Below are 26,666 nucleotides of genomic sequence, written 5' to 3' on the forward strand. Positions count from 1 at the left end.
GTGAGGGAAACGCCCGGTTACATTCCGAACCCGGAAGCTAAGCCTCACAGCGCCGATGGTACTGCAGGGGGGACCCTGTGGGAGAGTAGGACGCCGCCGAACAATCATTCACAGAGAACCCCCACCCGGATCCCGGGTGGGGGTTCTCTGCGTTTCCCGGAGTTCTGCATTCCACGGACTTCGAGCGGGGATCGGCTCTAGCCTGGCGCCGTGACGACTCGAAACCGAACCACCCGTACCGGTGCGGCCGCGCTCGTGGCTGCCGGCCTCGTGTTCCTCGCCGCCTGCGGAAGCGACGGCACCGGTAGCGGTGGAAACAGCGCCGACGGCAAGGCGGGCCACGTCGGCTGGTACCGCACGGTCGGCGACCTCTGCGCGACGGTGGGTGACCCCGGCCTGCCGGGGCAGCTGAGGAGCTCCATACCGGTGACGACCGACGGGATCGCGGGCGACCCGTCCAAGACGATCAGCTGCGGCTACACGGGCGGCCCGGCGACGGAGGACTGGCGGGTGAGCATCGACGTGACCGTCTTCGAGGCGGCCCGCGGCTGCCACTGGCTGGAGGTCGAGGCGGAGATCGCCAAGGCCCCGCTGGGCGGGCCCAAGCCGACCGAGACGCGGAAGTTCGAGAAGACCGATGGCAGGGGCCTCGGCCAGGAGGGCTATGAGGTGGCGGTCCGGCACCCGCTCACCGACACCATCCCGGGGCCGGTCGACCAACTGTCGTTCAAGTCGGGTGTCTGCGACGGGAACGTGCGTCTGACGGTCGACGTCGACTACGGCGCGGGCGCGGGGATGTCCGCGGACTACCCGGGCGCGCTCGACAAGGCGGAGGAGGCGTCGCGGAAGAAGGCCGCCGAACTGCTCAAGCGGACGCGGGAGAAGCTCTACGAGCACGCGATGAGCCCGCAGCCGACGGCCTCGTGACCGGCCGGCGCCCCGGCTAGGGGGCCACGGCCGTGCCCCAGGCGGGCCGGGTTTCCCAGCGGTCGGGAGTGCTGGTGACCGGCGTGGCGTTCGAGCCGTCGTTCTTCATCGTGTACAGCTCGGCGGTGCCGTTGAGCGGGGCCTGGGCGTAGGCGATCGAGGCGCCGTCGGGGGAGTAGCTGGCGACCCCGTAGAAGACGTCGGACGGCCCGGGGGTGAGGGCGCCGATGGCCGTGCCGTCGGGGTGGACGGTGTAGATGCCGCCGCCGGGGGTGTTCTCGGGGCCTGCCGGGTAGGTGGTGAAGATGATCTGGCTGCCGTCGGGGGACCAGTTGGCCCGGTCGCCGGCGCGCAGCTCCCAGGGCGTGAGCCGGCGCAGCCCGGTGCCGTCGGCGTTGACGAGGTAGAGGGCGCGGCCGTTGGCGGGCTGGCCGGTGGCGCTGGTCTGGTACGAGAAGACGAGCTGCTTGCCGTCCGGTGACCAGGAGGGGTTGGTGACGAGGCCGGAGTACGGCTTGTCGTTGGTGAGGAAGGTCAGCCGCTGGACGTTGGTGCCGTCGGGGCTCATGACGTAGACGTCGCTGTACTGGATCTGGCCGGCGGTCGGGTCGGTGGCTCCCCAGGCGCGGCTGAAGGCGATCTGCCGGCCGTCGGGGGAGAAGGCCGGGGTGATCTCCTGCTCGTTGGTGCAGTCGGGGGCGCCGGTTTCGCAGAGCGGGCCGACCTGGCGGGCGTCGGCACCGTCCGCGCCGATCGTCCAGATCCGGCCGGCGGACTCGTCGTCCGTGCGGTCGAAGGCGAGCGTGGCGCCGTCCGGGGACCAGTCGGGGTGGTCGTCGCGGGTCCGGGCGGGCGGCTGGGTGAGCTGGTGCTCGCCGGTGCCGTCGGGGGCGACGGTGAAGACGGCGCTGGTCGTGCGGGTGGCGTCGAGGAAGACCCGGCCGGCGATCTGGCCGTTGTGCCGCGTGCTGGCCGCGGCGACGACGGCTCCTGCGGTCGGGGCGGAGAGGCCGGCGGCGGGCTCGGGCGTGGGGGTCGCGGACGGGGTCTCGGCCCGGATCTCGCTGAGCGGGATCTCACCCGGCTCGGCGCCGCAGCCGGTGAGCATGGCGCCGGCGAGCAGAAGACCCGCACCTGCGCGGGCGCGGGTGCGGGTCTTGGGGGTGATTGGCAGCTGCCGTGTGCCGGTCATCGGCGTGTCATCTCCGTCTCTACTGCGGGACAGGGCCCCGAGGGAGCTGTCACTGTGGCAGATCGGGAGTGCGGGAGGGCGGGCGACACGCTACGCTCCGGCATCAGCCGGTCGCACGGAGTATGAAGAGCGGACCGTCCGGTTGACCGATCGGATACGGACAGGTCGGTCGACACGTCGGGGAGCATGGTCCCCGGGCCGAGCCGGGCCGAGCCGGGCCGGGCGGGCCTGGGGCGCGGTCCTGGCTCGGGGCGCGGTCCTGGCTCGGGCTCTGGTCCTGGCCATCGCCCCCGGGCCGGCGTCAGCCCCGGTTCGCGCGGCGTTCGGCCCGGGCGGTGGCCTCCGCCTCGTCCTCGGCCTCGGCGACCTCCAGGGTCGGCGCGGTGCCGCCGAGCTGGGCGGGCAGCCACCAGGTGTCGTCCGGGCCGCTCGGCTTGCCGGGGTACTCGCGCTGGGCGGTGTCGAGCATCTCGCTCATCGCGGCGCGCAGCCGGCGGGTGACCATGACGGGCTTGTCGCCCGGCTCCAGCACGATCGGCTTGCCGATCATGATGGTGACGGGGACGTGCCGCTTGGTGAGGGTCTTGGGGCGGCCCTTGGTCCAGAGCTGCTGGGTGCCCCAGAGGACGACCGGCAGCAGCGGGGCGCCGGAGTCGGAGGCCATCCGGGCGGCGCCGGTCTTGAACTTCTTCAGCATGAACGAGCGGCTGATGGTCGCCTCGGGGAAGACCCCGACGACCTCGCCCGCGCGCAGTGCCCGCACGGCGGCCTCGTAGGCGGGCTGGCCGTCGGTGCGGTCGACCGGGATGTGCTTCATGCCGCGCATCAGCGGGCCGGAGACGCCGTGCCGGAAGACGTCGTCCTTGGCCATGAAGCGGGTCTTGCGCTTGCCCCCGCGGTAGGCGCCGAGGCCGGCGAAGAGGAAGTCCAGGTAGCTGATGTGATTGCTCACCAGGACCGCTCCGCCCTTGGCGGGGATGTTCTCGGCGCCGACGATCTTGATGCGCACGTCGAGCGCGCGGAAGACGGTCAGTGCGGCGCCGATCACCGGCGGGTACACGAACTCAGCCACGGTCAGTCCTGACTTCCCACGGGCCCTGGCGGCCCGGTACGGCGGTACCCGGGCCGCGCGGTGGGGGCCGACCGGAGGCGCGGCACGCCGCGGCGGCCACGGGTGATACACGGAGATGATCCCCCGAACGAGTGCCCGCTGTCACCTGAACCGGGGTGTCGGGCGGGATCGGGGGGTGTGATCTCCGTGATGGGTCGGACGGGAACCTTCCCGCGGTGCCGGGCCACGGGGGGTGCGGGGCGGGGATCCTCCGGTCGGCGGCGGGGCCCGCGGCGGGCTCAGGCGGCGGTGCCCAGCCGTCCCCGGGCCCGGCGTACCAGCGGGTAGACCTCGCAGCCGAGGCAGTAGCCGAAGACGGCGTTGAGGAAGGCCGCGGCGAGTGCGAAGCCGGTGGCGAGCAGGCCGAGCCAGGCCACGCCGGTGAGGAAGCCGAGCGTGCCGACGGCGGCGAAGGCCAGGCCGACCCCCTGGGCGAAGCGCGGCGGGCGCTCGTCCTCGGTCTCGGTGGGCGGCGTCAGCCGGGGGCGGACCAGGGTCCGGTACAGCCGGCCGTACGGGGAGCGGTGCAGGCCGCCGACGGCGCCGAGGGCGAAGACGACGGCCTGGAGGGCGAGCAGCAGACCGCTGCCGGTGAGCAGGACGGTGATCAGGACGAGCGTGGTGATCGCGGCGGCGAAGCGCGGGCCGCGGGGGTCGATCTGCACGGGGACTCCGGAGGTGGGCGCGTGGCTGAGGTGACGGCGGGGCGCGTCAGCGACAGCGCGAGGCCGTGGCCCGGCACAGGTCGACCACGCGGCGGGTGGTCAGCAGAGGCTGTGCGGGGCGGTCGGAGTCCACCCGGCGATCGTACGGGTGCCCGGCCCCGGCGGTCGACCTCCCTGCGGGAGCCGGAGGGCGTCGGCGCAGACTGGGGGGGATGACCGGGTTGGTGGTGTGCGTTGTCGTGCTCGCGGTGGCGAGCGCGTTCGGGCTGCTGCGGGCCAAGCGCGACGGGAGGCTGCGGGTGCGCACGAAGGACGGGGCGGTGCGGTTGTCGGAGGCGGAGCTGGGCGGGCCGCTGGGCGAGCGGGCCACGCTGGTGCAGTTCTCGTCCGCCTTCTGCCAGCCCTGCCGGGCCACCCGCAGGGTGCTCGGCGAGGTTGCGGGCATGGTCGACGGGGTCGCGCACGTCGAGCTGGACGCGGAGGCGCAGCTGGAGCTGGTCCGGCGGCTGGAGATCCTGCGGACGCCGACGGTGCTGGTGCTGGACGCGGGCGGCAGGGTGGTGCGCCGGGCGGCGGGGCTGCCGCGGAAGGCGGACGTGATCGCGGCGCTGGGGGAGGCGGTCTGACGTCGGCCGTCGCGCGTCGGCCGGCGGCGCCGGACGGGCGCGCTTCCGCGGGTTCCGGCCCGGGTTCCGGCCCGGGTTCGGCCCTGCCGGCGGCCCGGGCGGGGGGCCGGGCCGCCGCTGACCCGCCGTTCCGGGGTGCTTCTCCGCGCCCGTGTGCCGCCCCGTCGGGTGGTACCGGGGGCGGGCTGGGGCAGGATGGGCGCTGACGGCAAGTGCAGGCCGTCCCGCCGTCCCTCCGGATCCGGGTCTCCCGGGCCGTTGCGGGTGCCGTGCGGGGCGTCCGGCCGGGGCCTGGCGGCGTAAGCTACTGGCCAGTAGTGACCACTGAGCTACTGGCGAGTATGCTGCCAGGAAGTTCCGGACCGGCACGGGAACACGCTGCCCGGAGCGGGTGCGCTCCGTGTTCGCGCCCGCTTGCACAGCCGCAGCCGCCGGACGAGACCAGTACAGGAGACAGGCCGTGAGCTTGAGGATCGTTGTCTGTGTGAAGTACGTGCCGGACGCGACGGGTGACCGTCGTTTCGCGGACGACCACACCACCGACCGGGAGGGCGTGGACGGCCTTCTGTCGGAGCTGGACGAGTACGGCGTGGAGCAGGCGCTGCGGATCGCGGAGGCGAACGGCGACGCCGAGGTCACGGTGCTGACGGTCGGGCCGGACGACGCGAAGGACGCGCTGCGCAAGGCGCTGTCGATGGGCGCGGACAAGGCCGTGCACGTGAACGACGACGACATCCACGGCTCGGACGTGATCGGGACGTCGGCGGTGCTGGCGAAGGCGCTGGAGAAGACCGGGTTCGACCTGGTGATCGGTGGCATGGCGTCGACGGACGGCACGATGGGTGTGCTGCCGGCGCTGCTGGCGGAGCGCCTGGGCGTGCCGCAGGTGACGCTGCTGTCCGAGGTGTCGGTCGAGGGCGGCGTGGTGAAGGGCCGCCGGGACGGTGACGCGGCGACGGAGCTGGTGGAGGCCCCGCTGCCGGCGGTGGTGTCGGTGACCGACCAGTCGGGCGAGGCCCGCTACCCCTCGTTCAAGGGGATCATGGCGGCGAAGAAGAAGCCGGTCGAGTCGCTGGACCTGGACGACCTGGGCATCGAGGCCGACGAGGTCGGTCTGGGCGGGTCGTGGACGGCGGTCGAGTCGGTGGCGGCGCGTCCGGCGCGGACCGCGGGCACGGTCGTCAAGGACGAGGGCGAGGGCGGCAGGCAGCTCGCCGCCTTCCTCGCCGACCAGAAGTTCATCTAATCCCACGCGTTCGCGTTTCCAACGATCGATCAGGAGCAACGAATCATGGCTGAGATCCTGGTTCTCGTGGACCACGCCGACGGTGTGGTCCGCAAGCCGGCCCTGGAACTGCTGACCCTGGCCCGCCGGATCGGCGAGCCGTCGGCCGTCGTCCTCGGTGCCGGTGCGGCCGCCGCCGACATCGCCGCCAAGGCCGGCGAGTTCGGCGCGGCGAAGGTGTACGTCGCCGACGGCGCCGAGTTCGCCGACCAGCTGGTCGTCCCCAAGGTGGACGCGCTGGCGCAGATCGCCACGGCCGCCGGGGCCGGTGCCGTCCTGGTCACCTCCTCCGGCGAGGGCAAGGAGGTCGCCGCCCGCGTCGCGCTGCGGATCGGCTCCGGCATCATCACCGACGCCGTCGACCTGGAGGCCGGCGCGGACGGCCCGGTCGCCACCCAGTCGGTGTTCGCCGCGTCCTTCCAGGTGAAGTCCAAGGTGTCGCACGGCGCCCCGGTCATCACCGTCAAGCCGAACGCCGTCGCCCCCGAGGCCGCCCCGGCCGCCGGCGCGGTCGAGAACGTCACCGTCGCGTTCACCGGCAACGCCGCCAAGGTCGTCTCGCGCACCCCGCGCGTCTCCACCGGCCGCCCCGAGCTGACCGAGGCCGCCATCGTGGTCTCCGGCGGCCGCGGCGTCGGTGCCGCCGAGGGCTTCGGCGTGGTCGAGGAGCTCGCGGACGCGCTCGGCGCGGCCGTCGGTGCCTCGCGCGCCGCCGTCGACGCCGGCTGGTACCCGCACAGCAACCAGGTCGGCCAGACCGGCAAGCAGGTCTCCCCGCAGCTCTACATCGCGGCGGGCATCTCCGGCGCCATCCAGCACCGGGCCGGCATGCAGACCTCGAAGACCATCGTGGCCGTCAACAAGGACGCCGAGGCCCCGATCTTCGAGCTGGCCGACTACGGCGTCGTGGGCGACCTCTTCGAGGTGCTGCCGCAGCTCACCGGCGAGGTGAAGGCCCGCAAGGGCTGATCCGCCGCGCACGTCGAAGCCGCAGGGCGCGCCCCGGGACCTCCCGGGCGCGCCCTGCGGCCTTTCCGGGGCCCGCCGTCCGGCCCGTAGAGTCGGCCCCACGACCGGTAGGGACAGGACCGGCGGTGACACGCCGGCGAGGGTTCGGCCGGCGGTGGCACGGCCGTACACCGCGAGCAAGGGCGAGGGCAGAGGCATGACACTCCTGACGGCACTTCAGGGCGACTTCGGCGATTCCGGCGACGCGCTGCGGATCGACGGCCACACGCTCTCCCGCGAGCAGCTGCTCGGCGCGGCGGCCGCGGTGGCCGACCGGGTGGCCGGCGCCCCCGCCCTGGCGGTGCTGGCCCGGCCCACCGCCGAGACCGTCGCCGCGGTCGTCGGCGGCCTGATGGCCGGCGTGCCCGTGGTGCCGCTGCCGCCCGACTCCGGTCCCAAGGAGCGCGCGCACATCCTCCGGGACTCGGGCGCGGCCCTGCTCGCCCACGCGGCCGCCGACGCGGCGCCGCAGGACGCCGGGGTGGCCGGGCTGCCGGTCGATCTGACGGAGCGTTCCGCCACCACCCACGCCGAGCCCGACCCGGACGCCACCGCGTTCGTGCTCTACACCTCGGGCACCACCGGCGCGCCCAAGGGGGCGATGATCCGCCGTTCGGCCGTCGCCGCCGACCTGGACGCGCTCGCCGGGGCCTGGGCGTGGACCGCCGACGACACCCTGGTCCACGGCCTGCCGCTCTTCCACGTGCACGGCCTGGTGCTCGGCGTGCTCGGCGCCCTGCGCACCGGCAGCCGGCTGGTGCACACCGGACGGCCCACCCCGGCGGGGTACGCGGCCGCCGGCGGCAGCCTGTACTTCGGCGTGCCGACCGTCTGGTCCCGGCTGGCCGCCGACCCGGAGGCCGCCGGGCAGCTGGCCTCCGCCCGCCTGCTGGTCTCCGGCAGCGCCCCGCTGCCGGTGCCGGTGTTCGAGCGGCTGGCCGCCCTGACCGGCCACGCCCCGATCGAGCGGTACGGCATGACGGAGTCGCTGATCACCGTCTCCACCAGGGCGGACGGCGAGCGCCGTCCCGGCAGCGTCGGCCTGCCCGTGACCGGGGTGCGGACCCGGCTGGTCGGCGAGGACGGCGGGCCCGTCCCGTCCGACGGCGAGAGCGTCGGGGAACTCCAGGTCGCCGGGCCGACCCTGTTCACCGGCTACCTCGACCGGCCCGACGCCAACGCCGAGTCCTGGACGGCGGACGGCTGGTTCCGCACCGGGGACGTCGCGGTGATCGGCGAGGACGGCTTCCACCGGATCGTCGGCCGCGCCTCCGTCGACCTGATCAAGAGCGGCGGCTACCGGATCGGTGCCGGTGAGGTGGAGGCGGCCCTGCGCGACCACCCCGCGGTCGCCGATGCGGCCGTGGTGGGCGCGCCCGACGAGGACCTCGGCCAGGCGGTCGTCGCCTACGTCATCGCGGACGGCGCCGTGACGGGGGAACAGCTGACGGCCTTCGTGGCGGAACGGCTCTCGGTGCACAAGCGGCCCCGCAAGGTGGTGCTGGTGCCCGAACTTCCCAGGAACGCCATGGGAAAGGTGCTCAAGAAGCAGCTGCTGGCGGAGTCGGCACACGGGTGACGGAAAGTCATCCGGGCGGTCGCCCGGGCGGCAGCCCGGTGACGGGCGCTCACCTGATCGACCGTCTGGTCGCTCACCAACCGTGAACCCTTCCTTTGGCGCACTCCACTGCGCGCCGTGAGCGGACGCGTGCCTACCGTGACTGGCAGGCAGAACCGAATCGCTGGACCACATGCCGCGGCTTCCGGTCGCAGGACCGGAAGTCGCGGCAGGTCGGCCGGAGGACGGTTCCGCAGTTCCCGCTCAGCAAAGGAAGACAGCAGGATGACGACCGTCAACACCGGCGCACCGGGTGCCGCCGACGACGAGACCGGGCAGCACACCACCACCTCCGACGGACGGACCCGTGCCGCCCGTCCCTCCCGGGCGGCGCGGGTCCGTCGGGGGATAGCGATGGTGGCCGTGATCGCGGCCGGATCGGGCGTGATCGGCCTCGGCACCAGCGTGGGCAGCGCGGCCGCCGAGCCCGCGCCGGCCCACGCCGGCTGGGACGGCTCGCGCTACTGGTTCAAGAACAGCCAGGGCCAGTGGCGCTGGACCTCGCACTACGACATTTACAAGGCCCGGACCGGGGGATCCTCGACCTCGGCGGCCAAGTCGTCGTCCTCGTCCTCCGGCGGGATCAAGCAGGGGTGGGACGGCTCGCGCTACTGGTTCAGGAACAGCAAGGGCGAGTGGCGCTGGACCTCGCACTACGACATCTACCTGGACCGGACCGGCGGGTCCTCCTCGGGCTCGTCCGGCTCCTCGTCCGGGGCGTCCGCCGACTCCGCGGAGCCCGCGGAGGACGGGGACGTCGAGACCGCCGTGCAGTTCGCGCTGGCCCAGCTCGGCAAGCCGTTCGTCACGGCCGGCAACGGGCCGAACGGATACGACTGCTCCGGCCTGGTCCAGCAGGCCTTCCGGCGCGGCGGGATCGACCTGCCGCGGGTGGCCAACGACCAGTACGCGGCGACCACTCCGGTCCGTGCCGGCCAGCTGCGCCGTGGCGACCTGCTCTTCTGGTCGCCCGACGGTACGGCCCGGGGCATCCAGCACGTGGCGATCTACCTGGGCAACAACCAGTACGTGGAGGCCGCCCGGCCGGGTACCACCATCCGCATCTCCAGCATGAGCAGCGGCTACTACCCCGCCTTCATGGGCCGGCCCTGAGTCCCAGGGGCACGGGTGCAACGACGCCCGGGCCGTCCGGGAGACACACCGTCTCCCGGACGGCCCGGGCGTCGGGCGTGCGGGGTGTGCGGGGGCGTCCGGCGCGTCGGGGTTCGCGGGGCGTGCGGCCGCACGAGAAGTCGGGCGGGCCGACCTCCTGTGCGGAGGGGTCGGGTACGGAGGGGGCGCGTGGGGCGTGGAGGGGGCGCGTACGGAGTGGACAGACAGGGCGATCGAGGGCGTGCGCACCGGCGGTCGCGCGGGCGTGCGGCGGGTAGGGTAGGCCGCCTGGCCTGGGCACATGCCCCTGTCACGGGGCGGGTCACGCTTCGCTGGGAGGGCCCGGTCCGGAGGCATGGGGACCGGCGCGGCAGGGGTACCACCTCGGGTGGCGCTGGTTCGACTGACGGGGGCGCCGCCCGGTGCGAACGGCACCGGGGGAAGTCGAGGGGCAGGGGACGTTGTGATCGTCTGGGTCAATGGCACGTTCGGCGCGGGCAAGACGAGTGCCTGCCGTGAGTTGGTGGAGCTGCTGCCCGGCAGCATGCTCTTCGACCCGGAGCTGATCGGGTTCGGGCTACGCGGGATGCTCCCGGCCGACCGGCTGGCGACGGTGTCGGACTTCCAGGACCTGCCGGCCTGGCGCCGGCTCGTCCCCGAGACGGCGGCCGCGCTGCTCGGCGAGGTGCCGGGCCCGCTGGTCGTCCCGATGACGCTGCTCCGGGAGGACTACCGGGACGAGATCTTCGGTGCGCTCGCCTCGAACGGGATCACCGTGCACCACCTCGTGCTGGATCCTGAAGAAACGATCCTGCGTGCGCGCATCGCCCAACGCGAGGAGGTCCCCGACGACCCCGAACGCAGCGCGCGGATCCGGCAGTGGTGCCTGGAACACGTGCCCCGCTACCTGGCCGCCCGCCGCTGGCTCGGCCGCGACGCCAGACTGGTCGACAACAGCACCCTGACCCCGCGCGAGACCGCCGCCCGGCTCGCCCGGCTCGTCCGGGACGGCTCCGCCCGCTGCCCGATCGTCCAGACCCCCGACACGAGCGGCGACACCGTGGCCTCCGCCGTCCTGTTCTTCGACGAGCAGGACCGGGTGCTGCTCGTCGACCCGGTCTACAAGCCGGACTGGGAGTTCCCCGGAGGCGTCGTCGAGTGCGGGGAGGCCCCCACCGACGCCGCCCTGCGGGAGACCGCGGAGGAACTGGGGCTGCGCCTCGACCCGGCCGCGCTGCGCCTGCTCGCGGTCGACTGGGAGCCGCGCACCGGCCCGCGCCGCGGCGGCCTGCGGCTGGTCTACGACGGCGGCCTGCTGGACGCCGCCGCCCGCCAGCGCCTGCTGCTCCCGCAGGAGGAGCTGCGGGGCTGGCGCTTCGTCAGCCTGGAGGAGGCGGCCGGCCTGCTGCCGCCGGGCCGCTACCGCCGGCTCGCCGCCGCGTTGGACGCCCGCCGCAGCGGCGAGCTGCGGTACCTGGAGGCCGGCCGGCGGGCGGCGCTCGGCCTGGCCCGGGCGGCCGACGCGGCGTAGCGGACGGGGCAAGGCAGCGGACCGGGCGGGGACGCCCGCGGGGTGCGGCGGCCGGGCCGTCCGCGCCGGCAGTAGGAGCCCGGCCCCGGGCCGACCCGTCGGCGTCGGCCCGGGCCGGGGCGGCGGCCGGCCGGGGACGGCAGGATGGGGGCATGCCGTTCACACTCAGCCATCCGGCCGCCGTCCTGCCCCTGCTACGTGCGGCGGGGGCGCGCGGGCCGCTGGTCGCCTCCGCGCTCGTCGCCGGGTCGATGGCGCCCGACGTGCCGTTCTTCGCCGAGTCGCTGCTGCCGGGGGCTTACGGTCTGGGCGGGCCGACCCACAGTTGGTGGGGGGTGGCGACGGTGGACGTGGCGATCGCGGGCGTCCTGGTGGCCGGGTGGCACACGCTGCTGCGCGGGCCCCTGGTGGGGCTGCTGCCCGACCGCCTGGCACCCGCGGCCGAGGCGCTGACCGCCCGGCGGCGTGGAACGGCGGCGGCGCGCGGGGCGGTGGACGCGGCCTGGTTCGCGGGTTCGGCGGCGCTCGGCGCGGCCACCCACGTCGGCTGGGACGCCTTCACCCACGGGGGCCGTCTGGGCGTCACCCTGCTGCCGGTGCTGGACCGCACGGTCGCCGGGCTCCCGCTGTACACCGTGCTGCAGTACGGCAGCTCGGCGCTGGCGCTGGCCGCACTGGCCGGGTACCTGGTGAAGGCGGTCCGGGCGGTGGAGCCGGTCCGGCCGGCGGTGGCGTTGCCGGCCGGGGTGCGGCGGGCCGCCGTCGCGGTGCTGGGCGCGGCGACGGCGGCCGGGGTGGTGCACCGGCTGACGCCGCTGCGGCGGAACCTGATCCCCGAGTTCTGCTTCGGGGCGGGCGCCGGCCTCGCGGTCGGCGCCGTCGGGTACGCGCTGCTGCACGCGGCGGTGGCACGCCCGGGGAGGCGCGGCGGCACCCGCCCGGGGGGCCGGGAGCGGCCGGCCGAGCGGGTGCCGGTGTGACGGGGGCGCGTGACGGGGCGGCGGGTCCGCGACCGGCGGCCGCCCGGCGGCCTCAGGCCTTGCGCAGCTCGGCGTAGCGGCGCAGGAAGAGCGCCTCGGTCAGCGCCATCCGCTCCAGCTCCAGCGGGTCGACGCTCTCGTTGACCGCGTGGATCTGGGTGGTCGGCTCCTCGACGCCGATCAGCACGATCTCGGCCTCCGGGTAGAGCGTGCGCAGCGTGTTGCAGAGCGGGATCGAGCCGCCCTCGCCGGAGGCCACCATCGGGGTGCCGAAGGCCTCCGCCATCGCCTCGCCCATCGCCTCGTAGGCCGGGCCGGAGGTGTCCGCGCTGAACGGCGCGCCGTTGCCGTGCCGCTCGATCCGGAGCTGCGCGCCGAACGGCACCTGGGCCTCCAGGTGGGCGACCAGCGCGTCCTGGGCGGCGGCGGTGTCGGTGCCCGGCGGCACCCGCAGGCTGACCAGGGCCTTGGCCGAGGCCTGGACGGAGGAGGTCGCGCCGATCACCGGCGGGGCGTCGATGCCGAGGACGGTGACCGCCGGGCGGGCCCAGAGCCGGTCGGCGACGGTGCCGGTGCCGGTCAGCGTGACGCCGTCCAGCACCTTGGCGTCGGCCCGGAACTGCTCGTCGGCGTACTGAACCCCGGACCAGGTCTGGTCACTGGTCAGCCCGGCCACCGCGACGTCGCCGTGCTCGTCGTGCAGCGAGGCCAGCACCTTCACCAGGGCCTGGAGGGCGTCCGGGGCGGCGCCGCCGAAGGCACCGGAGTGCAGGTTGCCGGCCAGCGTGGTGATCGCCACCTCGACCACCGTCATGCCGCGCAGCGAGGCGGTGACGGTGGGCAGGCCGGCCGCGAAGTTGCCGGTGTCGCCGATCACGATGGCGTCGGCGGCCAGCAGCTCGGGGTGCGCCTCCGCGTACCGCTCCAGGCCGCCGGTGCCCTGCTCCTCCGAGCCCTCGACGATGATCTTCAGCCCGACCGGGTAGGCGTCCCCGTGGACCTGGCGCAGCGCCCGAAGGGCCGTCAGGTGCATGAGGATGTTGCCCTTGCAGTCGGCTGCGCCGCGCCCGTACCAGCGGCCGTCGCGCTCGGTCAGCTCGAAGGCGGGGCTCAGCCAGCCGGACTCGTCCAGCGGGGGCTGGACGTCGTAGTGGGAGTAGAGCAGCACGGTGGGCGCGCCGGCCGGGCCGGGCAGTTCGGCGTAGACCGACTGGGTGCCGTCGGGGGTGTCCAGCAGCTGCACGTTCGTCAGGCCCTCGGCGGCGAAGGCGTCGGCGACCCAGCGGGCGGCCTTCTCGCACTCCTCGACCGGGAACTGGCGCGGGTCGGCGACCGACGGGAAGGCGACCAGTTCGGCGAGGTCGGTGCGGGCACGGTCCATCAGGGACCGGACGGCGTCGGCCAGGGGCTGCTGTGGCATGCGGGTGCTCCGGGAGGGCTGGTCCGTCCGGGGGGTGCTCCGGGCGGATGGTTGCTGACGGGGGTACCGCCGATCATAGGCGGAGTCGAACGGGCGCCCGCGGGGTTCGTGCGGACGTTCGGGGTGCCGCAGCGGACGATGGCTCACCCGGCCGCATAGGATTGCTCGACGTGACTGACTCCGGAAGCTCCGATCCCCGTAGCCCGCTCGACGCCGCGGCGTCCGGACAGCCGTCCGAGCCGCAGCCTGACCGGGCGGCGCCCGGACCCGACGGCCTCGACGGCGTCTGGGACGTCGTCGTGGTCGGCGCCGGACCGGCCGGGGCCTCGGCCGCGCACGCCGCCGCTTCGCAGGGCCGCCGCGTCCTGCTGCTCGACAAGGCCGAGCACCCCCGCTACAAGACCTGCGGCGGCGGCATCATCGGCCCGTCCCGGGACAGCCTGCCGCCGGACTTCCGGCTGCCGTTGCAGGACCGGGTGCACGCCGTCACGTTCGCGTACGGCGGCCGGTTCACCCGGACGCGGCGGTCGAAGCGGATGCTGTTCGGGCTGGTCAACCGGGACGAGTTCGACCTGCGCCTGGTGCAGGCGGCCAAGCAGGCGGGCGCGGTGCTGGTCACCGGAGTGACCGTCACCGGCGTGGAGCAGCGCGGCGGCGAGCACCGGACGGCCGTCGTCACCGCCTCCGACGGGCGCAGCTTCGAGGCACGCGCGGTGGTGGGCGCCGACGGCAGCGCCAGCCGGATCGGGCGGCACGTCGGCGTGTCCTTCGACCAGATCGACCTCGGCCTGGAGGCGGAGATCCCCGTCCCGGCCTCGGTCGCGGCCGACTGGGTCGGCCGGATCCACCTGGACTGGGGCCCGCTGCCCGGCAGTTACGGCTGGGTCTTCCCGAAGACCGAGTCCGGCAGCCTCACCGTCGGGGTGATCTCGGCCCGCGGCGACGGCGAGCGGACCAAGCAGTACCTGGCCGACTACATCCGCCGCCTCGGCCTGGCGGGCTTCCCGCCGAGCGTGGAGTCGGGGCACCTGACCCGTTGCCGGGCCGAGGACTCGCCGCTCTCCCGGGGCCGCGTGCTGGTGGCCGGCGACGCGGCCGGCCTGCTGGAGCCGTGGACCCGCGAGGGCATCTCCTACGCGCTGCGCTCGGGCCGGCTGGCCGGCGAGTGGGCGGTGAAGGTGGCCGAGGCGGGCAACGCGGCCGGGGTGCGGCGCGAGGCGCTGAACTACGCGTTCGCGATCAAGGCCGGGCTGGGCGTGGAGATGCGGGCCGGCAAGCTGATGCTGACCGCCTTCGAGCGCCGGCCGTACCTGTTCCACGCGGCGGTCTGCCTGGTCGCCCCGGCCTGGCGGGCGTTCGCCCGGACGACCCAGGGGCACACCACCTTCGCCCAGGTGCTGCGGCAGTACCGGGCGGCGCGGAAGCTGACGTCGCTGGCCTCGCGGTAACGGTAGCGGTGGCGGTGGTGCACGGGGGGGCTCCCGGGGCGGCTGGTACCCGCCCCGGGAGCCCCTGTCCGTCCGGGCCGGCCCGGTGCTCGCCCGGGCTCGGCGGTCACGTGAGTGCGGTGCTCACGTGAGTCCGGCGGTCACGTGAGTCCGGCGGTCACTTGAGTCCGGTGTCGAGGGCCGTGATGAGGGTGCCGCCCGGGGTGTCGCCGGTCATCTCCCAGATCATCGCGCCGAGCAGGTTCCTCGACTTCAGGTAGGCCGTCTTCCGGCTGATCGACCAGGCGTCGTCGAAGGTCCACCACTGCCCGCCCGCGCCGGTGTAGCCGTACGTGGAGACGGACTGCTGGTCGTGGTAGACGGTGAGGTTGGGGAAGGTGGTGATGAGGTTGTTGTACCCGCGGGTTCCGGCCTCCTCGGCGAACTGGCCCGGGGCCGCGCCGGTCGAGCTCTGCCACTCGCCCGCCGCGCCGCCGTCCGCCACGCCCTGCCAGCCGCGCCCGTAGAACGGGAAGCCGATGGTCAGCTTGCGCGGGTTGACCCCGGCGTCGAGGTAGGTCCGGACGGCCGCGTCCACGCTGAACTGGACGTTGTACGGGTCCTGGGTGTCGGCGTAGAGGTTGGCCTGGTGACCGGTCCGGTCGGGCTCCCACGAGTTGTCGCTGCCGGCGCCGTGGAAGTCGTAGCCCTGGACGTTGGCGATGTCCAGGTAGTCGAAGATCTTCGAGAGGTCCCAGCCCTGGCCGACCTTGGCCGGGTCGGCCGGGGTGAAGGCGGTCAGCAGCTTGTGCGGGCCGCCCAGGGCGTCCAGCTGCTTGCGGAACTCGGCCAGCAGCAGGGTCAGGTTCCCCTTGTCGTTGGCGCTGTAGTGGTTGCCGGCGTGGCCGTCGCCGGAACCGGGCCACTCCCAGTCGAGGTCGATGCCGTCGAAGATGCCGGCCGCCACGCCGTCGCCGCCGGCGCCGTTGTAGAGCGGCAGGTTGCCCTTGATCCAGACGTCGAGGCAGGACCTGACGAACTTCTGGCGGGAGGCGTCGGTGGCGGCCGCGTCGGAGAAGTACTTGGAGTACGTCCAGCCGCCGAGCGACACGACCACCTTCAGGTTCGGGTACTTGACCTTGAGCTTCTTCAACTGGTTGAAGTTGCCGCGCAGTTTGCCCCAGCCGTCGTCGGCGACGCCGTCCACCGACTGGGCGGCGCTCATCGGGCGGGCGTAGTCGGCGTCGGCGTCGCCCGCGCCCGTCCCCTGGTCCGGGTCCTGCGGGTTGGCGGTGGTGCCCTTGGTCACGCCGGCCAGGCAGGTCAGGTTGACCGGATCGATGTTCTCGAAGGCGTAGTTGATGACGTCGAGCTTGGCCGCGCTGCCCGAGGTGTCGAGGTTCTTCACGAAGTACTGGCGGCCGTAGATGCCCCACTGGGTGAAGTAGCCGACCCGGGCGTACTTGCCGGCCCCGACCAGGTCGCCGGTGGTGACGGCGAGCGGGGCGGAGGCGGGCGAGGCGTTGTCGGCGCCGTCGCGGGCCCTGACGGTGAAGGTGTAACCGGTCGAGGGGGAGAGGCCGTCGACGGTCGCGGTCAGGGTGGAGCCGGTGACGGACCGCACCAGGGTGGTGCCCTGGTAGACGTCGTACGCGGCCACCCGCTGGTTGTCGGTGGCGGCGTTCCAGGCGAGCGTGACGTCCGTGGACGTGACCGCCGTGGCCCGGAGGTCGGTGGGGGCGGTGGGCGGCACCGGGTCGGTGGCCGGGTCGAAGGTCGAGGCCGTGACCGGCGCGCTCGGCGGGCCGGCATTGCCCCGGGTGTCCTTGGCACGGACTGCCAGGGTGTACGAGGTGGCCGGGGTGAGGCCGGTGACCACGGTGTCGGTGCCGGCGCTGGTGCCCACCACGGCGCCGCCGTTCAGCACCTCGTAGGAGGCCACCGGGAAGTCCCCGCCGGTGGCGGCCGGCCACTTCAGCGCGAGGCTGTGCGCGGTCGACCCGGTGACCGTCGGGGTGCCGGGCGCGGACGGCAGGACGTCCGAACTCCCGTCGCACTTGTCGCCGTTGATCCGGCAGCCGGCCGGTGTGCCGATCGGGCCGTTGGCCACGAACCAGAAGCTGTACGGCTCGGTGGTGCCGTGGGCGGGGACGCCCGCGTTGTAGAACGCGTTGGTGACGGTGACGTGGCGGCCGTTGACGGTGGCGGCGCCGTTGTAGCTGCTCTGGATCGTCACGCCGGCCGGCAGGTCGAACTCCAGCGTCCAGCCGGAGACCGCGGCGGCGTTGTCGTTGTGGACGATGTAGGTGCCCTTCCACCACGAGCCGTTGTCGGCGGTGGTGAAGGCGGCGGTGAGCTTTCCGGCCGCGTTCGCCGGGGCGGCCAGCGCGGTGAGCGCGGCCAGCGGGAGGAGCAGGGCGCAGAGCAGCGTCAGCAGTCTGCTGCGCGCTCGCGGGCGGCGGGCCCGGGGGCCGGCGGCCCTGGATCGGTCGGACATGGTTCTCCCTGTGACTGTGGGGTTGGACAGGGTGGCGCAGAACCGTACGAGTGGTGCCCGGCCCGCGGTGCGCCGGCCGGTGGTGACGACGTCCGGCCGGTGGTGCGTGGCCGACCGGTGCCCGCGCCGTGGGGGGACGGGGCATGGGAACTGTAGGAGGACTGGACCAATGCGTCAACAGGTCTGTACCACTTGGGAGTTGAGGGTGTGGGGCCGGGCTCCCGGGGGCGGTTCTGGTCCTGGCCCGGTCCTGCGCTGGTCCTGCGTCGGCCCGGCTCCCGGTCCTTCGTCGGTCCGGCCTCGGTCCTGCGTCGGTCCGGTCCCCGGCCCGGTCTGTGGTCCGGTCCCCGGTCAGGAGCGGCGGGGGCCGCCGGTGAGCTCGTCGCCGAGCGGGCTGCGGCTGTAGAGCACCGAGCGGCCGTGCCGGGCCCGGGTCACCAGACCGGTCTGGTGCAGCACCGCCAGGTGCTGGCTGACCGCGCCCGGGGTGACGCCCAGCCGGTAGGCCAGGTCGGTGGTCGAGGCGGGTTCGACCAGGACCGCGAGCAGCCGCGCCTTCGGGGCGCCGAGCAGCTGCTCCAGGGCCCGCGGGGCGACCGGTAGCGGCGGTCCGGCCATGCCGCCCTGGCCGCGGGCCGGGTAACTGATCTGCGGTGCACGGTCGTTGCTGATCATCGTGATGGCGCCGCGGGCGAAGAAGGTTGGCACCAGTACCAGTCCGCGCCCGTCCACGGTGATCTCGCCGTCCTTCGGCGTCCAGCGCCGGTTGATCGAGAGCACCCCGTCCTCCCAGTGCAACCGGTGGTCCAGGTTGGCGAAGAGCGCCGCCGCGCCCTGCTGGGCGAGCACCCGTGCGCGGTACACGAGGTCCGCCTCCAGCACCGCGCGGGCCTGCGGCCACCAGGTGGGGGCGAGGCAGAGCTCCCAGTACTCCTCCAGCGCGTCCGCGATCCGGGCCAGCAGCCGGGCCGGATCGGCCAGCCCGGCCGCCAGCGGGGCCGGCAGCGGCCGGCCGTTCGGCAGGAAGGTCTGCTCCAGCTCGGGGCGGAGCTCCTCGGGCGGCAGGGCGCGGACCACGGCCAGCTCGGTGCGGAAGTCCGGCGCGGGGGAGGCGGGCCGGGGCGTCAGGAAGTCCGGCACCCAGCGGTTGTCGGCGACCAGCGAGAGCAGCAGGGTGGAGTCCAGCCGCTCGAACGCCGGGCGCAGTCGTTCGAAGGCGGGGGACTGCAGGACGTAGTAGCCCGGGTGGGTCCACATCCGCAGACTGAGCGCGGCCTCCTGGATCGGCGAGCAGGCGAAGGAGGTGCTGGCGAGGTCGGCAAGGCCGAGCCTGAATCTGTGCACGTGCTCCGCCCCCGGTGACCGCTGCTTTCAGCCAGAGCCTAAATCAATACTGCGGAGGCGGGGGGACGGGGTGGGATCGTGGGCATGACCACCTCATCGGCGGAGTCCTCCGCACCTTCCTCCGGCCTGTCCGCCGACGAATCGCCCGACCCGGGCCCGACCGAACCCGGCTCCGCCGGCCGGGGGCCCTCCGCCGGCGAGGGATCCTCCGGCGCCGGGCCGTCCGGCGACGCCGGCACCGGGCCGGGCCGCGCCGCCCGACTGCTGCACCCCGACCCGATGGTGCGCCGGCTCGCCGGGATCACGCTCGTCAACACGGTCGGCAGTGGGCTCTCGATGGCCGTCGGCGTGCTCTTCTTCACCCGCGTCCTCGGGCTGAGCGCCGCCCAGCTCGGCCTCGGCCTCACCGTCGCGGGCCTCTGCGGGGTCGCCGCCAGCGTGCCGGCCGGACGGGCCGCCGACCGGTGGGGTGCGCGGCCGGTCCTGGTGACGCTGGTCGCCCTGAACGCGGTCGCCACCGCCGGCTACGCCCTGGTGCACAGCTACCCGGCCTTCCTGGCGCTGGCCTGCGTGGTGTCCGCCGTCGACCGCGGCGCGGCCGCCACGCGCAACGCCCTCTACGCGGAGGTGTTGCCCGCCGACCGCCGGGTGGCGGGCCGGGCCTACCTGCGGGTGGTGACCAACATCGGGATCTGCCTCGGTACCTCGATCGGCGCGATCGCGCTCCAGGTGGACACCCGGCAGGCGTACCTGACGGCGATCCTGGCCGACGCCGTCTCGTACGCCGTCGTCGCCGTGCTCTTCTACCGCCTGGCCGTCCCGGCGGCGGCGCGGAAGGCCGCGGCGGACGGGCAGCAGGCCGGGGGCGGGCGCAAGCGCAACCCCGCACTGCGGGACGGGCCGTTCCTGGTGGTGACGGTGCTGAACGCGCTGCTCTGCCTGCAGTTCGCGATGCTGGAGGTCGGCGTGCCGCTCTGGGTCGTCCAGCACACCGACGCGCCCCGGATCACCGTGGCCGCCACCATGATCGTCAACACCGTGCTGGTGATCGCCCTCCAGGTCCGGGCCACCCGGGGCACCGAGGAACGGGCCGGCGCCGCCCGGGCCTGCGGCCGGGCCGGGGTGATCCTGGCGGCGTCCTGCCTGGTGATCGCCCTGGCCCACGGTCTGCCCGCCACGGTCGCCGCCGTGGTGGTGCTCGCGGGCGTCGCCCTGCAGGCGCTCGGCGAGGTGCTCGGCCAGGCCGGCGGCTGGGCGCTCAGCTACGACCTGGCCGGCGAACGCGACCACGGTGCCTACCAGGGCGTCTACAACGCCGGCTCGGCCGCCGCGCTGATGATCGGTCCGGCGGTGGTCACCACCGCCGTGATCGGGTACGGCCTGATCGGCTGGGCCGCCCTCGGAGCCCTGCTCGCCGCCGCCGGCCTGGCCGTGCGCCCCGCCGTCCAGTGGGCCGGGCGGCGAGGCACGGTCGAGGCGTCCTAGCCCTCCCCGGGAACCAGGGCGAGGGCCTCGATCTCGATCAGCACCTCCGGCAGGAACAGCGCGGCGACCTGCATCGCCGAGCTGGCCGGGAGCGGCGTGGAGCCGAAGTACTCGTCCCGGGCCTCGCGGATGGCGGGCATGAACCCGATGTCGGTGACGAAGTAGGTCAGCTTGACGACGTCGCCGAAGCCGGCCCCGGCGGCGGCCAGGCAGCGGCTCAGGTTCTCGAAGACCTGACGCGCCTGCGCCTTCGGGTCGCCGGCCCCGACCAGGTGCCGCTGCTCGTCGAACGCGACCTGGCCGGAGACGGCCACCAGGCGGCCGGTGCCGGTGACGACCTGGGTGTAGCCGGTGCCGGGAGCGACCCCGGGCGGCTCGGCGATGTGGGTCAGGTGCTGGGAGTGCGAGGTCATGGCGACCATGGTGGCCGACGGACGATCACCGCACCAGCGCCTTTTCGCCGCCCGCCGCGGTCAGTGGACCACCTCGGGCAGCTCCCGGCAGTACGGGCGGTCGGCGGCCGGGAGAACGGCGGCCGGGCCGCCCGCCCGCAGCACCACGTCCAGCACGGCGTCCGGGGCGCAGGCGTAACCACCGCTGGCCCAGGCCGTGTTGGCCTCCACCACGGCCCAGCGGCCGCCGTCCAACGGGCCGACGTCGACCACGACGGCGCTCGGCAGCATCCCGGCCGAGGCGGCCAGCACGTCCGCGGCGAAGGCGGCCACCTCGGCCCGGTACGGGTCCTCGTCGATCGGCGCGATGCTCAGGTCGCCGTCCACCGCGTAGCGCGAGGCGGTGCGCACCTCGCCGTCCAGCACGAACAGCCGGTACTCGCGGTGGAACCGCACCACCTCGCTGGCCAGCACCGGGGTGTCGTCGTCCAGCGCGTCCGGGCCGGGCAGACCGGACCCGTCCGGGTAGACCTTGGCCGGGAAGAGCTTGTCGCCCGGCGGCTTGAGGAACATCGGGCGGCGCAGCCGGCGGGCCTCGGCCAGCGTGGTGAGCGACATCGACCGCCCGGTCAGCTCCTGCGGCAGACGGGCCGGCCAGTCGTCCGGCGGCTGGAGGAGTGCCAGGCCGAACGCGCCGCCGACCGCGTCGCCGAACAGCGGGCCGCCGTAGACGTGCACGGGCGCGCCGAGCAGTTCCGCCGGGGCGCGCCAGGCCGTCGCGGTGTGCGCGCGCAGGCCGCGGCGGCCGGCGGCGGTGCGCAGTTGGAGCCCGGTGTCGTTGATCCGGGGAGCGAGCAGCAGGACGGCGTCGGAGGTCATGGGCACCGATGCTGCCGTGTCCGGCCGCGGGCCGACCACCGGTTTTCGGCACGAAGGGGTGACGGGTCTCGCGGCGGGTGGCTCTGGCCGAGCGGCGGGTGGGCATGTCAGAGTCGTCCGGGCGCCGTCCCGGGAGGACCGGCGCCACGGCAATCCGACCCACCCTCAGCCGGAAAGCAGGCCCGCACCGATGACCCGCGAAGTACCCTTCGTCCGCGTCACCACCGCCGACGCCGTCACCACCCTGACCCTCGACTCGCCGCACAACCGCAACGCGCTCTCCACCCGGCTGATGGCCGAACTCACCGCCGGCCTGGCCGCCGCCGCGGCCGACCCGGAGGTCCGCGCCGTGGTGCTCGCCCACACCGGCAAGGTGTTCTGCGCGGGCGCGGACCTCTCCGAGGCGACCGGCGCGGACCCGACGGTCGGCCCGCGCGGCCTCGTCGACCTCCAGCGGGCCATCGTCGACTGCGCGAAGCCGGTGATCGCCGTGATCGAGGGGCACGTCCGGGCCGGCGGCCTCGGCCTGGTCGGCGCCGCCGACCTGGCGCTGGCCGGACCGGCCGCCACCTTCGCGTTCACCGAGGTCCGCCTCGGCCTCGCGCCGGCCGTCATCTCGCTGCCGCTGCGCCCCAAGCTGGACCCGCGCGCCGCCTCCCGGTACTACCTGACCGGCGAGGTCTTCGACGCCGCCGAGGCCGCCCGGATCGGCCTGATCACCGAGGCCACGGACTCCGCGGAGTCCACCGGCACCGCGCTCAAGGGCCTGCTGGACGCGCTGCGGCTCGGCTCGCCGCAGGGGCTCGCGCAGTCCAAGCGGCTGGCCAACGCCGAGGTGGTGCGCTCCTTCGAGCGGGACGCCGACGAGCTGGTCGAGCTGTCGGCCCGGCTGTTCGGCTCCGACGAGGCGCAGCAGGGCATGCGGGCCTTCCTGGAGAAGCGCCCGGCGCCCTGGGCCCGCTGAGGGTGCGGCGCGGCGCGCTCAGCTCCAGTTGACGGCGGCCGTCTCGCGCCAGAGGCCCAGCAGGGACCGGTCGCCGGTGAGACGCACCCGCTCGGCCGGCAGCCGGTTCCAGAGCAGCAGGTAGAGCTCGCGGGCCGGGCCGGTGAGCGTGAGGTCCGCGCCGGTGAGCGTGAGGTCCGCGCCGGCTTCCCCACCCGTCCCCCGGTCGGCGGCGGTGCCGCCCGGCACGGTGACGACGAGGGGTTCCTGGCTGATGGTCAGCAGCCAGGAACCCGGTCCGTCGGTGGGCTGCACCAGGAGGGTGCGCGGCTGCTCGCTGCGCACCCGGGCCCGGCTGCGGGCCATGAACCCGCGGAGCAGCTCGTCGATCCCGTCCAGCGCCAGGCCGGCGGCCACCCGTGGACCCTCGGCCCCGGCCGCCGCGTCGGCGTCGAAGCGGTGCACGGCCGTCTCGTGCGCCTGGCGGCGGGCCCAGAACGCCAGCGGGCTCGGGGCGGGGAGGAAGCTCCAGCAGTCCAGTCCGGCCGGTGCCCCGGCGAGCGCCTCGACCAGGGCGGCGTGGCCCCCGCGGAACCAGTCCACCAGGCCGGCGTCCGACGGATCCGGACCCATGACCGCGCGCTCGCCGTCGGCGTCCAGCAGCTCCCGGTGGCCGTCCCGCACGTAGGCGGCGGCCCAGCGGTGGACCCGCCCGGTGTGCAGCACCAGATCGCGCAGGCGCCAGTCCGGGCAGGTGGGAACGGGCGCGTCGAGGTCGGTCCGGGCGGCGGCGTCGGCGAGCAGGGTGCCCTCGCGGCGCAGCGCGTCGATGTGCTCGATGATCTCCATGGCGTACGAGTCTGGCAGTCTCCGGCGGATTTCGGACGTGGTTACGTCCAGCGGGAGGGCCGGATGTGATGTTGGCCGCCTGTCCGGTGACGGCGCCGTACGGGCCGGTAACGTGGCCGCATGTCGATCACCCGTTCCCTGTTCTCCGCCGCCCGGTCCGGCGGTCGCCGCGCCGTCGGGCGGCTCGTCCACCGGGGCTGGCAGTGGGTGCAGCGGGCCGGTGCGGTGTCCAGTGAGAGCCCCGGCCCGTACCGGTTCGGTGAACTGGGGGCCGGGACGAAGCTGAGCTTCCCGCTGGGTGCGGTCTTCAACGAGCAGTGGATCACCATCGGCCCGTTCTCGATCATCGGCGAGCGCGTCACCATCAGCGCCGGCTTCCTGCCCGGGCTCGACCTCGGGCCCGAGCCGATCGTCCGGATCGGCGGCGGCTGTGTGATCGGCCGCGACAGCCACATCGTCGGCCACCAGTCGATCGTCCTCGGTGACGACGTCTGGACCGGCCCCGGCGTCTACATATCGGACCAGGCACACGAGTACCGGGCCACCGACCTGCCGATCGGCAAGCAGTGGCCGCGCAACGAGCCCGTCGAGATCGGCTCCGGCAGCTGGATCGGGACCGGCGCGGTGATCCTGCCCGGCGCCCGGCTCGGCCGCAACGTGGTGGTCGCGGCCGGCTCGGTGGTCCGCGGCGAGGTGCCCGACCACAGTGTCGTCGCGGGCGCGCCCGCGAAGATCGTCCGCCGCTGGACCGAGGAGGAGGGCTGGCAGCCCCCCTTCCGTAACGACCCGCCCAGCCCGCTCCCCGGTGACATCACCGCGGAGCAGTTGCGGGCCCTGGCGGGCTGGGACTTGCGGCTGCCCGGCGAGTCGGGGGCGTGAGGGGGCGCGCGGCGGCGGGCCGGGCGGTGTGGCCCTGACGGTGGGCGGGCCGGGTGGTCTGCGGCTCTGGCGGGGCGGCAGGCGCCCGCTGTCCGGTGTCAGGCCGGCTCCTGGGTGCGTTCGGCGTCGTGGGCGGCGATGGCGGCGGCGATGCGCAGGAGGTCGGCGGGCCGGGTGGGGTCGAGGCCGGTGAGGACGGCGACGCGACGCAGCCGGTAGTCGACGGTGTTCGGATGCAGGTGGAGGGTGCGGGCGGTGTGACGGCGGTTGAGGCCGCCGGCCAGGTGGGTGCGGAGGGTCGCGAGCAGGTCGCCGGAGTCCGCCAGCGGCTCGATCAGGGAGGCGAGCCGGGAGCGCGCGTGGCTGGGCCGGCTGAGCTGGTACTCCAGCAGCACGTCGTCGAGCCGGTGCAGGCCGGGCGGGCGGCCGAAGGCCCGTGCGACCTCCAGCACCTCGTGGGCGAGCACGGCCGCGCCCGGCACCCCGGCGGGGGTGGCCGCCGCCGCGCCGGCCTGGACGGCCGCGCCCGTGGCGCGGGCCGTCCGGTGGACGGTGTCGGCGAGCATCAGCCAGGTGGCGGCGGGGACGGCGTCCGGTCCGCGGTCCAGCGGGACGAGTGCCACGCCGCCGGTGGCGGTGAGCGAGGTGAGCGCCGACTGCCGGGTGCGGTGGTCGAGTTCGGCCCGGAGCCGGCGCAGCTTGCGCCGGGCGGCCACCGCACGGTCGACGCCGGGCGCCTGCTCGTCGGGGTGGTCGGCGACGGCGAGGCAGAGCACGGCGTACGCGGGTGGGAGCCGGAGGCCGGCGCGTTCGGCGGCCTCGTCGGCGGGGGCGCCGTCGAGCAGTGCCGTGAGCAGGGCGTGCCGGGCGGCGTGCCGCTCGTCGGCGAGGCCGCGGCGGTCCTCGACGTAGCCGGCGCCGGCGGCGGAGGTGGCCTGGCGGAGCTGGTCGAGCAGGAGCCGGTTGAGGACGAGCAGGTCGGCGGCGTCGCCGTCGCGGGCATGCCGGGTGACCAGTTCCCAGCAGACCTCCATGCCGAGGTGGTGGGCGAGCAGGACGGCGTCGAGCGGCAGCCCCTCCTCGGCCCGGCGGGCGGCGGCCTCCCGGACGGCGGCGAACTCGGCCGCGGGGGCGGGCAGTCCGGTGCGGACGGCCTGGGCGAGGGCGCGGATCCGCCGTTCGGTGACCTGGGCGAGCTCGCCGGCGACCTGCTCGCGCGGCAGGCGGCGGTAGGTCGGTACGCGTTCCACCAGGGTGGCGATGAGGGTCTCGACCAACTCCGGTACGGAGCCGAGCAGCCGCTGGTCGGCGGGCACTCCGCCGATCACCGGGATCCGCCAACCGGGGGCGCAAGCGGGTGAATTGTGACCGGTCACAGAAAACACCGTCCAGGTCTGGGGGACACCCAAGGGCCGGGCCGGAGGGGCGACCGCATGATGGAGGCACTCGGGTTACCTGTTGGTAACAAACTTCCGCTGTGGAGGCAACAGTTGGGAACCCCACTTTCCCGCTTCCCCGCAAGACCGGTGCGCCGCAGGCTGCTCGGCACCCTCGGCTCGGCCCTGCTGGCCGGTGCGCTGCTCGCCGGCGGCCCGGCCGGTGCCGCGTATGCGGCCTCCGGGGCGGACGCGACCCCCACCGCGTCCGCCCCGGCGGCCTCGCCGGAACAGCTCGCGGGAGCCCAACTCCCGCCGGACGGTGACTCGGTGGCCTCGCCGCCGGGCGCCAACGACTGGAGCTGCCGGCCGACGGCCGCGCACCCCGACCCGGTGGTCCTGGTGCACGGCACCTTCGCCAACCGGTACGAGAACTGGCTCGCCCTCTCGCCGCTGCTCAAGAACAAGGGCTACTGCGTCTTCGCCCTGGACTACGGCATGGTGCCGGGCATCACCTCCTCCGGCAGCGGCCTGCTGCTGCCGGTCGGCGGGCTCGGCCCGATCGACGAGTCGGCCGCCCAACTGGGCCGGTTCGTGGACCTGGTGCGCGCGGCGACCGGTGCGGCCAAGGTCGACATCGTCGGCCACTCGCAGGGCGGCATGCTCCCGAACTACTACCTGAAGTTCCTCGGGGGCGCGGCCAAGGTCGACAAGGTCGTCGGCCTGGCTCCGTCCAACCACGGCACCACGCTCGACGGCATCACCAACCTGGCGCCGTACTTCCCCGGGGTCGCCGACCTGATCTACACCGCCTGCAACGCCTGCCGGGACCAGGCGGTGGGCTCCGCGTTCAACCGGAAGATGGCCACGCTGCCGGACACCGTGCCGGGCGTCCGCTACACGGTGATCTCGACCGTGTACGACGAGGTGGTCACGCCGTACCGGACGCAGTTCCTCAGCGGCCCGGCCGTGGGCAACGTCGTCCTCCAGGACCGCTGCCCGGTCTCACTCGCCGAGCACGTCGCGATCGCGTTCTCGCCGACCGCCCTGCACCTGGTCACCAACGCGCTCGACCCGGCGCACGCGACGCCGGCCTACTGCGGCTGACCGTCCCCGCCC

23 protein-coding genes and 1 rRNA gene are annotated in these 26,666 nt (G+C 74.6%); 14 read left to right on the plus strand and 10 right to left on the minus strand.

The features are described 5' to 3' along the window. Together rrf and J5Y04_RS33345 are read left to right on the plus strand one after the other, a co-directional pair. A 5S ribosomal RNA gene (gene rrf, locus J5Y04_RS33340) occupies positions 1-102 on the plus strand; the annotation flags it as partial. 108 nt (positions 103-210) lie between these two features. Continuing rightward, the gene (locus tag J5Y04_RS33345; protein WP_209416149.1) at positions 211-927 is read left to right on the plus strand and encodes a hypothetical protein; all 717 of its coding nucleotides are present in this window, start codon (positions 211-213) and stop codon (positions 925-927) included. A gap of 16 nt (positions 928-943) precedes the next feature. On the opposite strand, the gene J5Y04_RS33350 is transcribed toward J5Y04_RS33345, so the two are convergent. From J5Y04_RS33350 to J5Y04_RS33360, 3 genes are all read right to left on the minus strand, one after another. After that, positions 944-2,119: a PD40 domain-containing protein gene (locus tag J5Y04_RS33350; protein WP_209416150.1), complete on the minus strand. Its 1,176-nt coding sequence runs from the start codon at positions 2,117-2,119 to the stop codon at positions 944-946. 301 nt (positions 2,120-2,420) lie between these two features. Further along, a complete protein-coding gene (locus J5Y04_RS33355; RefSeq protein ID WP_209416151.1) occupies positions 2,421-3,191 on the minus strand; it encodes a 1-acyl-sn-glycerol-3-phosphate acyltransferase in 771 nt (256 codons plus the stop codon). 278 nt (positions 3,192-3,469) lie between these two features. Then, a complete protein-coding gene (locus J5Y04_RS33360; RefSeq protein ID WP_209416152.1) occupies positions 3,470-3,895 on the minus strand; it encodes a DUF4395 domain-containing protein in 426 nt (141 codons plus the stop codon). Between the two features lie 212 nt (positions 3,896-4,107). Here J5Y04_RS33360 and J5Y04_RS33365 point away from each other — a divergent pair, with 212 nt between their 5' ends. The 7 genes from J5Y04_RS33365 (at position 4,108) to J5Y04_RS33395 (ending at position 12,056) form a co-directional block, all read left to right on the plus strand. Beyond that, positions 4,108-4,521: a thioredoxin family protein gene (locus J5Y04_RS33365; protein ID WP_209416153.1), complete on the plus strand. Its 414-nt coding sequence runs from the start codon at positions 4,108-4,110 to the stop codon at positions 4,519-4,521. A 460-nt stretch (positions 4,522-4,981) separates the two neighbouring features. Further along, complete coding sequence (locus tag J5Y04_RS33370; protein WP_209414610.1) at positions 4,982-5,767, plus strand: electron transfer flavoprotein subunit beta/FixA family protein; 786 nt, start codon at positions 4,982-4,984, stop codon at positions 5,765-5,767. Between the two features lie 45 nt (positions 5,768-5,812). Continuing rightward, a complete protein-coding gene (locus tag J5Y04_RS33375; protein WP_209416154.1) occupies positions 5,813-6,775 on the plus strand; it encodes an electron transfer flavoprotein subunit alpha/FixB family protein in 963 nt (320 codons plus the stop codon). A 196-nt stretch (positions 6,776-6,971) separates the two neighbouring features. Further along, positions 6,972-8,393, plus strand: coding sequence for an acyl-CoA synthetase (locus tag J5Y04_RS33380; RefSeq protein ID WP_209416155.1), 1,422 nt, complete (start codon positions 6,972-6,974; stop codon positions 8,391-8,393). Between the two features lie 264 nt (positions 8,394-8,657). After that, positions 8,658-9,545 carry a C40 family peptidase gene (locus J5Y04_RS33385; RefSeq protein WP_209416156.1) on the plus strand — a complete coding sequence of 296 codons (888 nt, stop codon included), beginning with the start codon at positions 8,658-8,660 and terminating at the stop codon, positions 9,543-9,545. Positions 9,546-10,008: 463 nt separating this feature from the next. Continuing rightward, a complete protein-coding gene (locus J5Y04_RS33390; protein WP_209416157.1) occupies positions 10,009-11,076 on the plus strand; it encodes an NUDIX hydrolase in 1,068 nt (355 codons plus the stop codon). Between the two features lie 152 nt (positions 11,077-11,228). Next, positions 11,229-12,056, plus strand: coding sequence for a DUF4184 family protein (locus J5Y04_RS33395; protein WP_209416158.1), 828 nt, complete (start codon positions 11,229-11,231; stop codon positions 12,054-12,056). Between the two features lie 52 nt (positions 12,057-12,108). Here the strand turns inward: J5Y04_RS33395 and J5Y04_RS33400 are convergent, their stop codons facing one another. After that, positions 12,109-13,476 (minus strand): dipeptidase, encoded by a 1,368-nt coding sequence (locus J5Y04_RS33400; RefSeq protein ID WP_209416159.1) that lies wholly within the window; start codon positions 13,474-13,476, stop codon positions 12,109-12,111. 170 nt (positions 13,477-13,646) lie between these two features. Here J5Y04_RS33400 and J5Y04_RS33405 point away from each other — a divergent pair, with 170 nt between their 5' ends. Beyond that, positions 13,647-14,924: a geranylgeranyl reductase family protein gene (locus J5Y04_RS33405; protein ID WP_209416160.1), complete on the plus strand. Its 1,278-nt coding sequence runs from the start codon at positions 13,647-13,649 to the stop codon at positions 14,922-14,924. A 157-nt stretch (positions 14,925-15,081) separates the two neighbouring features. On the opposite strand, the gene J5Y04_RS33410 is transcribed toward J5Y04_RS33405, so the two are convergent. Further along, positions 15,082-17,400: a glycosyl hydrolase family 18 protein gene (locus J5Y04_RS33410; protein ID WP_209416161.1), complete on the minus strand. Its 2,319-nt coding sequence runs from the start codon at positions 17,398-17,400 to the stop codon at positions 15,082-15,084. Between the two features lie 351 nt (positions 17,401-17,751). After that, on the minus strand, positions 17,752-18,744 hold the full coding sequence (locus tag J5Y04_RS43745) for a helix-turn-helix transcriptional regulator (protein ID WP_209416162.1): 993 nt from the start codon (positions 18,742-18,744) through the stop codon (positions 17,752-17,754). Positions 18,745-18,828: 84 nt separating this feature from the next. Here J5Y04_RS43745 and J5Y04_RS33420 point away from each other — a divergent pair, with 84 nt between their 5' ends. Then, positions 18,829-20,229, plus strand: coding sequence for an MFS transporter (locus J5Y04_RS33420; protein ID WP_209416163.1), 1,401 nt, complete (start codon positions 18,829-18,831; stop codon positions 20,227-20,229). Here J5Y04_RS33420 and J5Y04_RS33425 read toward each other — a convergent pair. Together J5Y04_RS33425 and J5Y04_RS33430 are read right to left on the minus strand one after the other, a co-directional pair. Then, entirely contained in the window at positions 20,226-20,642 is a 417-nt protein-coding gene (locus J5Y04_RS33425; RefSeq protein WP_209416164.1) for a RidA family protein, read from the minus strand. The genes J5Y04_RS33420 and J5Y04_RS33425 overlap by 4 nt on opposite strands. 60 nt (positions 20,643-20,702) lie before the next feature. Further along, entirely contained in the window at positions 20,703-21,500 is a 798-nt protein-coding gene (locus J5Y04_RS33430; protein ID WP_209416165.1) for an ATP-grasp domain-containing protein, read from the minus strand. Between the two features lie 190 nt (positions 21,501-21,690). On the opposite strand from J5Y04_RS33430, the gene J5Y04_RS33435 reads away from it, so the two are divergent. Further along, entirely contained in the window at positions 21,691-22,464 is a 774-nt protein-coding gene (locus J5Y04_RS33435) for an enoyl-CoA hydratase family protein (protein WP_209416166.1), read from the plus strand. A gap of 18 nt (positions 22,465-22,482) precedes the next feature. Here the strand turns inward: J5Y04_RS33435 and J5Y04_RS33440 are convergent, their stop codons facing one another. Beyond that, the gene (locus J5Y04_RS33440; protein ID WP_209416167.1) at positions 22,483-23,292 is read right to left on the minus strand and encodes a maleylpyruvate isomerase family mycothiol-dependent enzyme; all 810 of its coding nucleotides are present in this window, start codon (positions 23,290-23,292) and stop codon (positions 22,483-22,485) included. Between the two features lie 120 nt (positions 23,293-23,412). Between J5Y04_RS33440 and J5Y04_RS33445 the strand changes: the two genes are divergently transcribed. Continuing rightward, positions 23,413-24,171, plus strand: coding sequence for a DapH/DapD/GlmU-related protein (locus J5Y04_RS33445; protein WP_209416168.1), 759 nt, complete (start codon positions 23,413-23,415; stop codon positions 24,169-24,171). 98 nt (positions 24,172-24,269) lie between these two features. Here J5Y04_RS33445 and J5Y04_RS43750 read toward each other — a convergent pair whose 3' ends face one another. Continuing rightward, entirely contained in the window at positions 24,270-25,547 is a 1,278-nt protein-coding gene (locus tag J5Y04_RS43750; protein WP_209416169.1) for a CdaR family transcriptional regulator, read from the minus strand. 114 nt (positions 25,548-25,661) lie between these two features. Here J5Y04_RS43750 and J5Y04_RS33455 point away from each other — a divergent pair, with 114 nt between their 5' ends. Further along, positions 25,662-26,654, plus strand: a complete 993-nt coding sequence (locus J5Y04_RS33455; RefSeq protein ID WP_245205949.1) for a triacylglycerol lipase — start codon at positions 25,662-25,664, stop codon at positions 26,652-26,654. The last annotated feature ends 12 nt before the right edge of the window (positions 26,655-26,666 follow it).

Source organism: Kitasatospora sp. RG8 (genome assembly GCF_017813315.1).
Taxonomy (GTDB): domain Bacteria; phylum Actinomycetota; class Actinomycetes; order Streptomycetales; family Streptomycetaceae; genus Kitasatospora.

Excerpts from the sequence above, each read along its gene's own strand:
- J5Y04_RS33425 (WP_209416164.1), bottom strand. The coding sequence starts at position 20,642 with ATGACCTCGCACTCCCAGCACCTGACCCACATCGCCGAGCCGCCCGGG.
- J5Y04_RS33350 (WP_209416150.1), bottom strand. The coding sequence starts at position 2,119 with ATGACCGGCACACGGCAGCTGCCAATCACCCCCAAGACCCGCACCCGC.
- J5Y04_RS33385 (WP_209416156.1), top strand. The coding sequence starts at position 8,658 with ATGACGACCGTCAACACCGGCGCACCGGGTGCCGCCGACGACGAGACC.
- J5Y04_RS33400 (WP_209416159.1), bottom strand. The coding sequence starts at position 13,476 with ATGCCACAGCAGCCCCTGGCCGACGCCGTCCGGTCCCTGATGGACCGT.
- J5Y04_RS33380 (WP_209416155.1), top strand. The coding sequence starts at position 6,972 with ATGACACTCCTGACGGCACTTCAGGGCGACTTCGGCGATTCCGGCGAC.
- J5Y04_RS33420 (WP_209416163.1), top strand. The coding sequence starts at position 18,829 with ATGACCACCTCATCGGCGGAGTCCTCCGCACCTTCCTCCGGCCTGTCC.
- J5Y04_RS33395 (WP_209416158.1), top strand. The coding sequence starts at position 11,229 with ATGCCGTTCACACTCAGCCATCCGGCCGCCGTCCTGCCCCTGCTACGT.
- J5Y04_RS33435 (WP_209416166.1), top strand. The coding sequence starts at position 21,691 with ATGACCCGCGAAGTACCCTTCGTCCGCGTCACCACCGCCGACGCCGTC.
- J5Y04_RS33375 (WP_209416154.1), top strand. The coding sequence starts at position 5,813 with ATGGCTGAGATCCTGGTTCTCGTGGACCACGCCGACGGTGTGGTCCGC.
- J5Y04_RS33365 (WP_209416153.1), top strand. The coding sequence starts at position 4,108 with ATGACCGGGTTGGTGGTGTGCGTTGTCGTGCTCGCGGTGGCGAGCGCG.
- J5Y04_RS33410 (WP_209416161.1), bottom strand. The coding sequence starts at position 17,400 with ATGTCCGACCGATCCAGGGCCGCCGGCCCCCGGGCCCGCCGCCCGCGA.
- J5Y04_RS33430 (WP_209416165.1), bottom strand. The coding sequence starts at position 21,500 with ATGACCTCCGACGCCGTCCTGCTGCTCGCTCCCCGGATCAACGACACC.
- J5Y04_RS33445 (WP_209416168.1), top strand. The coding sequence starts at position 23,413 with ATGTCGATCACCCGTTCCCTGTTCTCCGCCGCCCGGTCCGGCGGTCGC.
- J5Y04_RS33440 (WP_209416167.1), bottom strand. The coding sequence starts at position 23,292 with ATGGAGATCATCGAGCACATCGACGCGCTGCGCCGCGAGGGCACCCTG.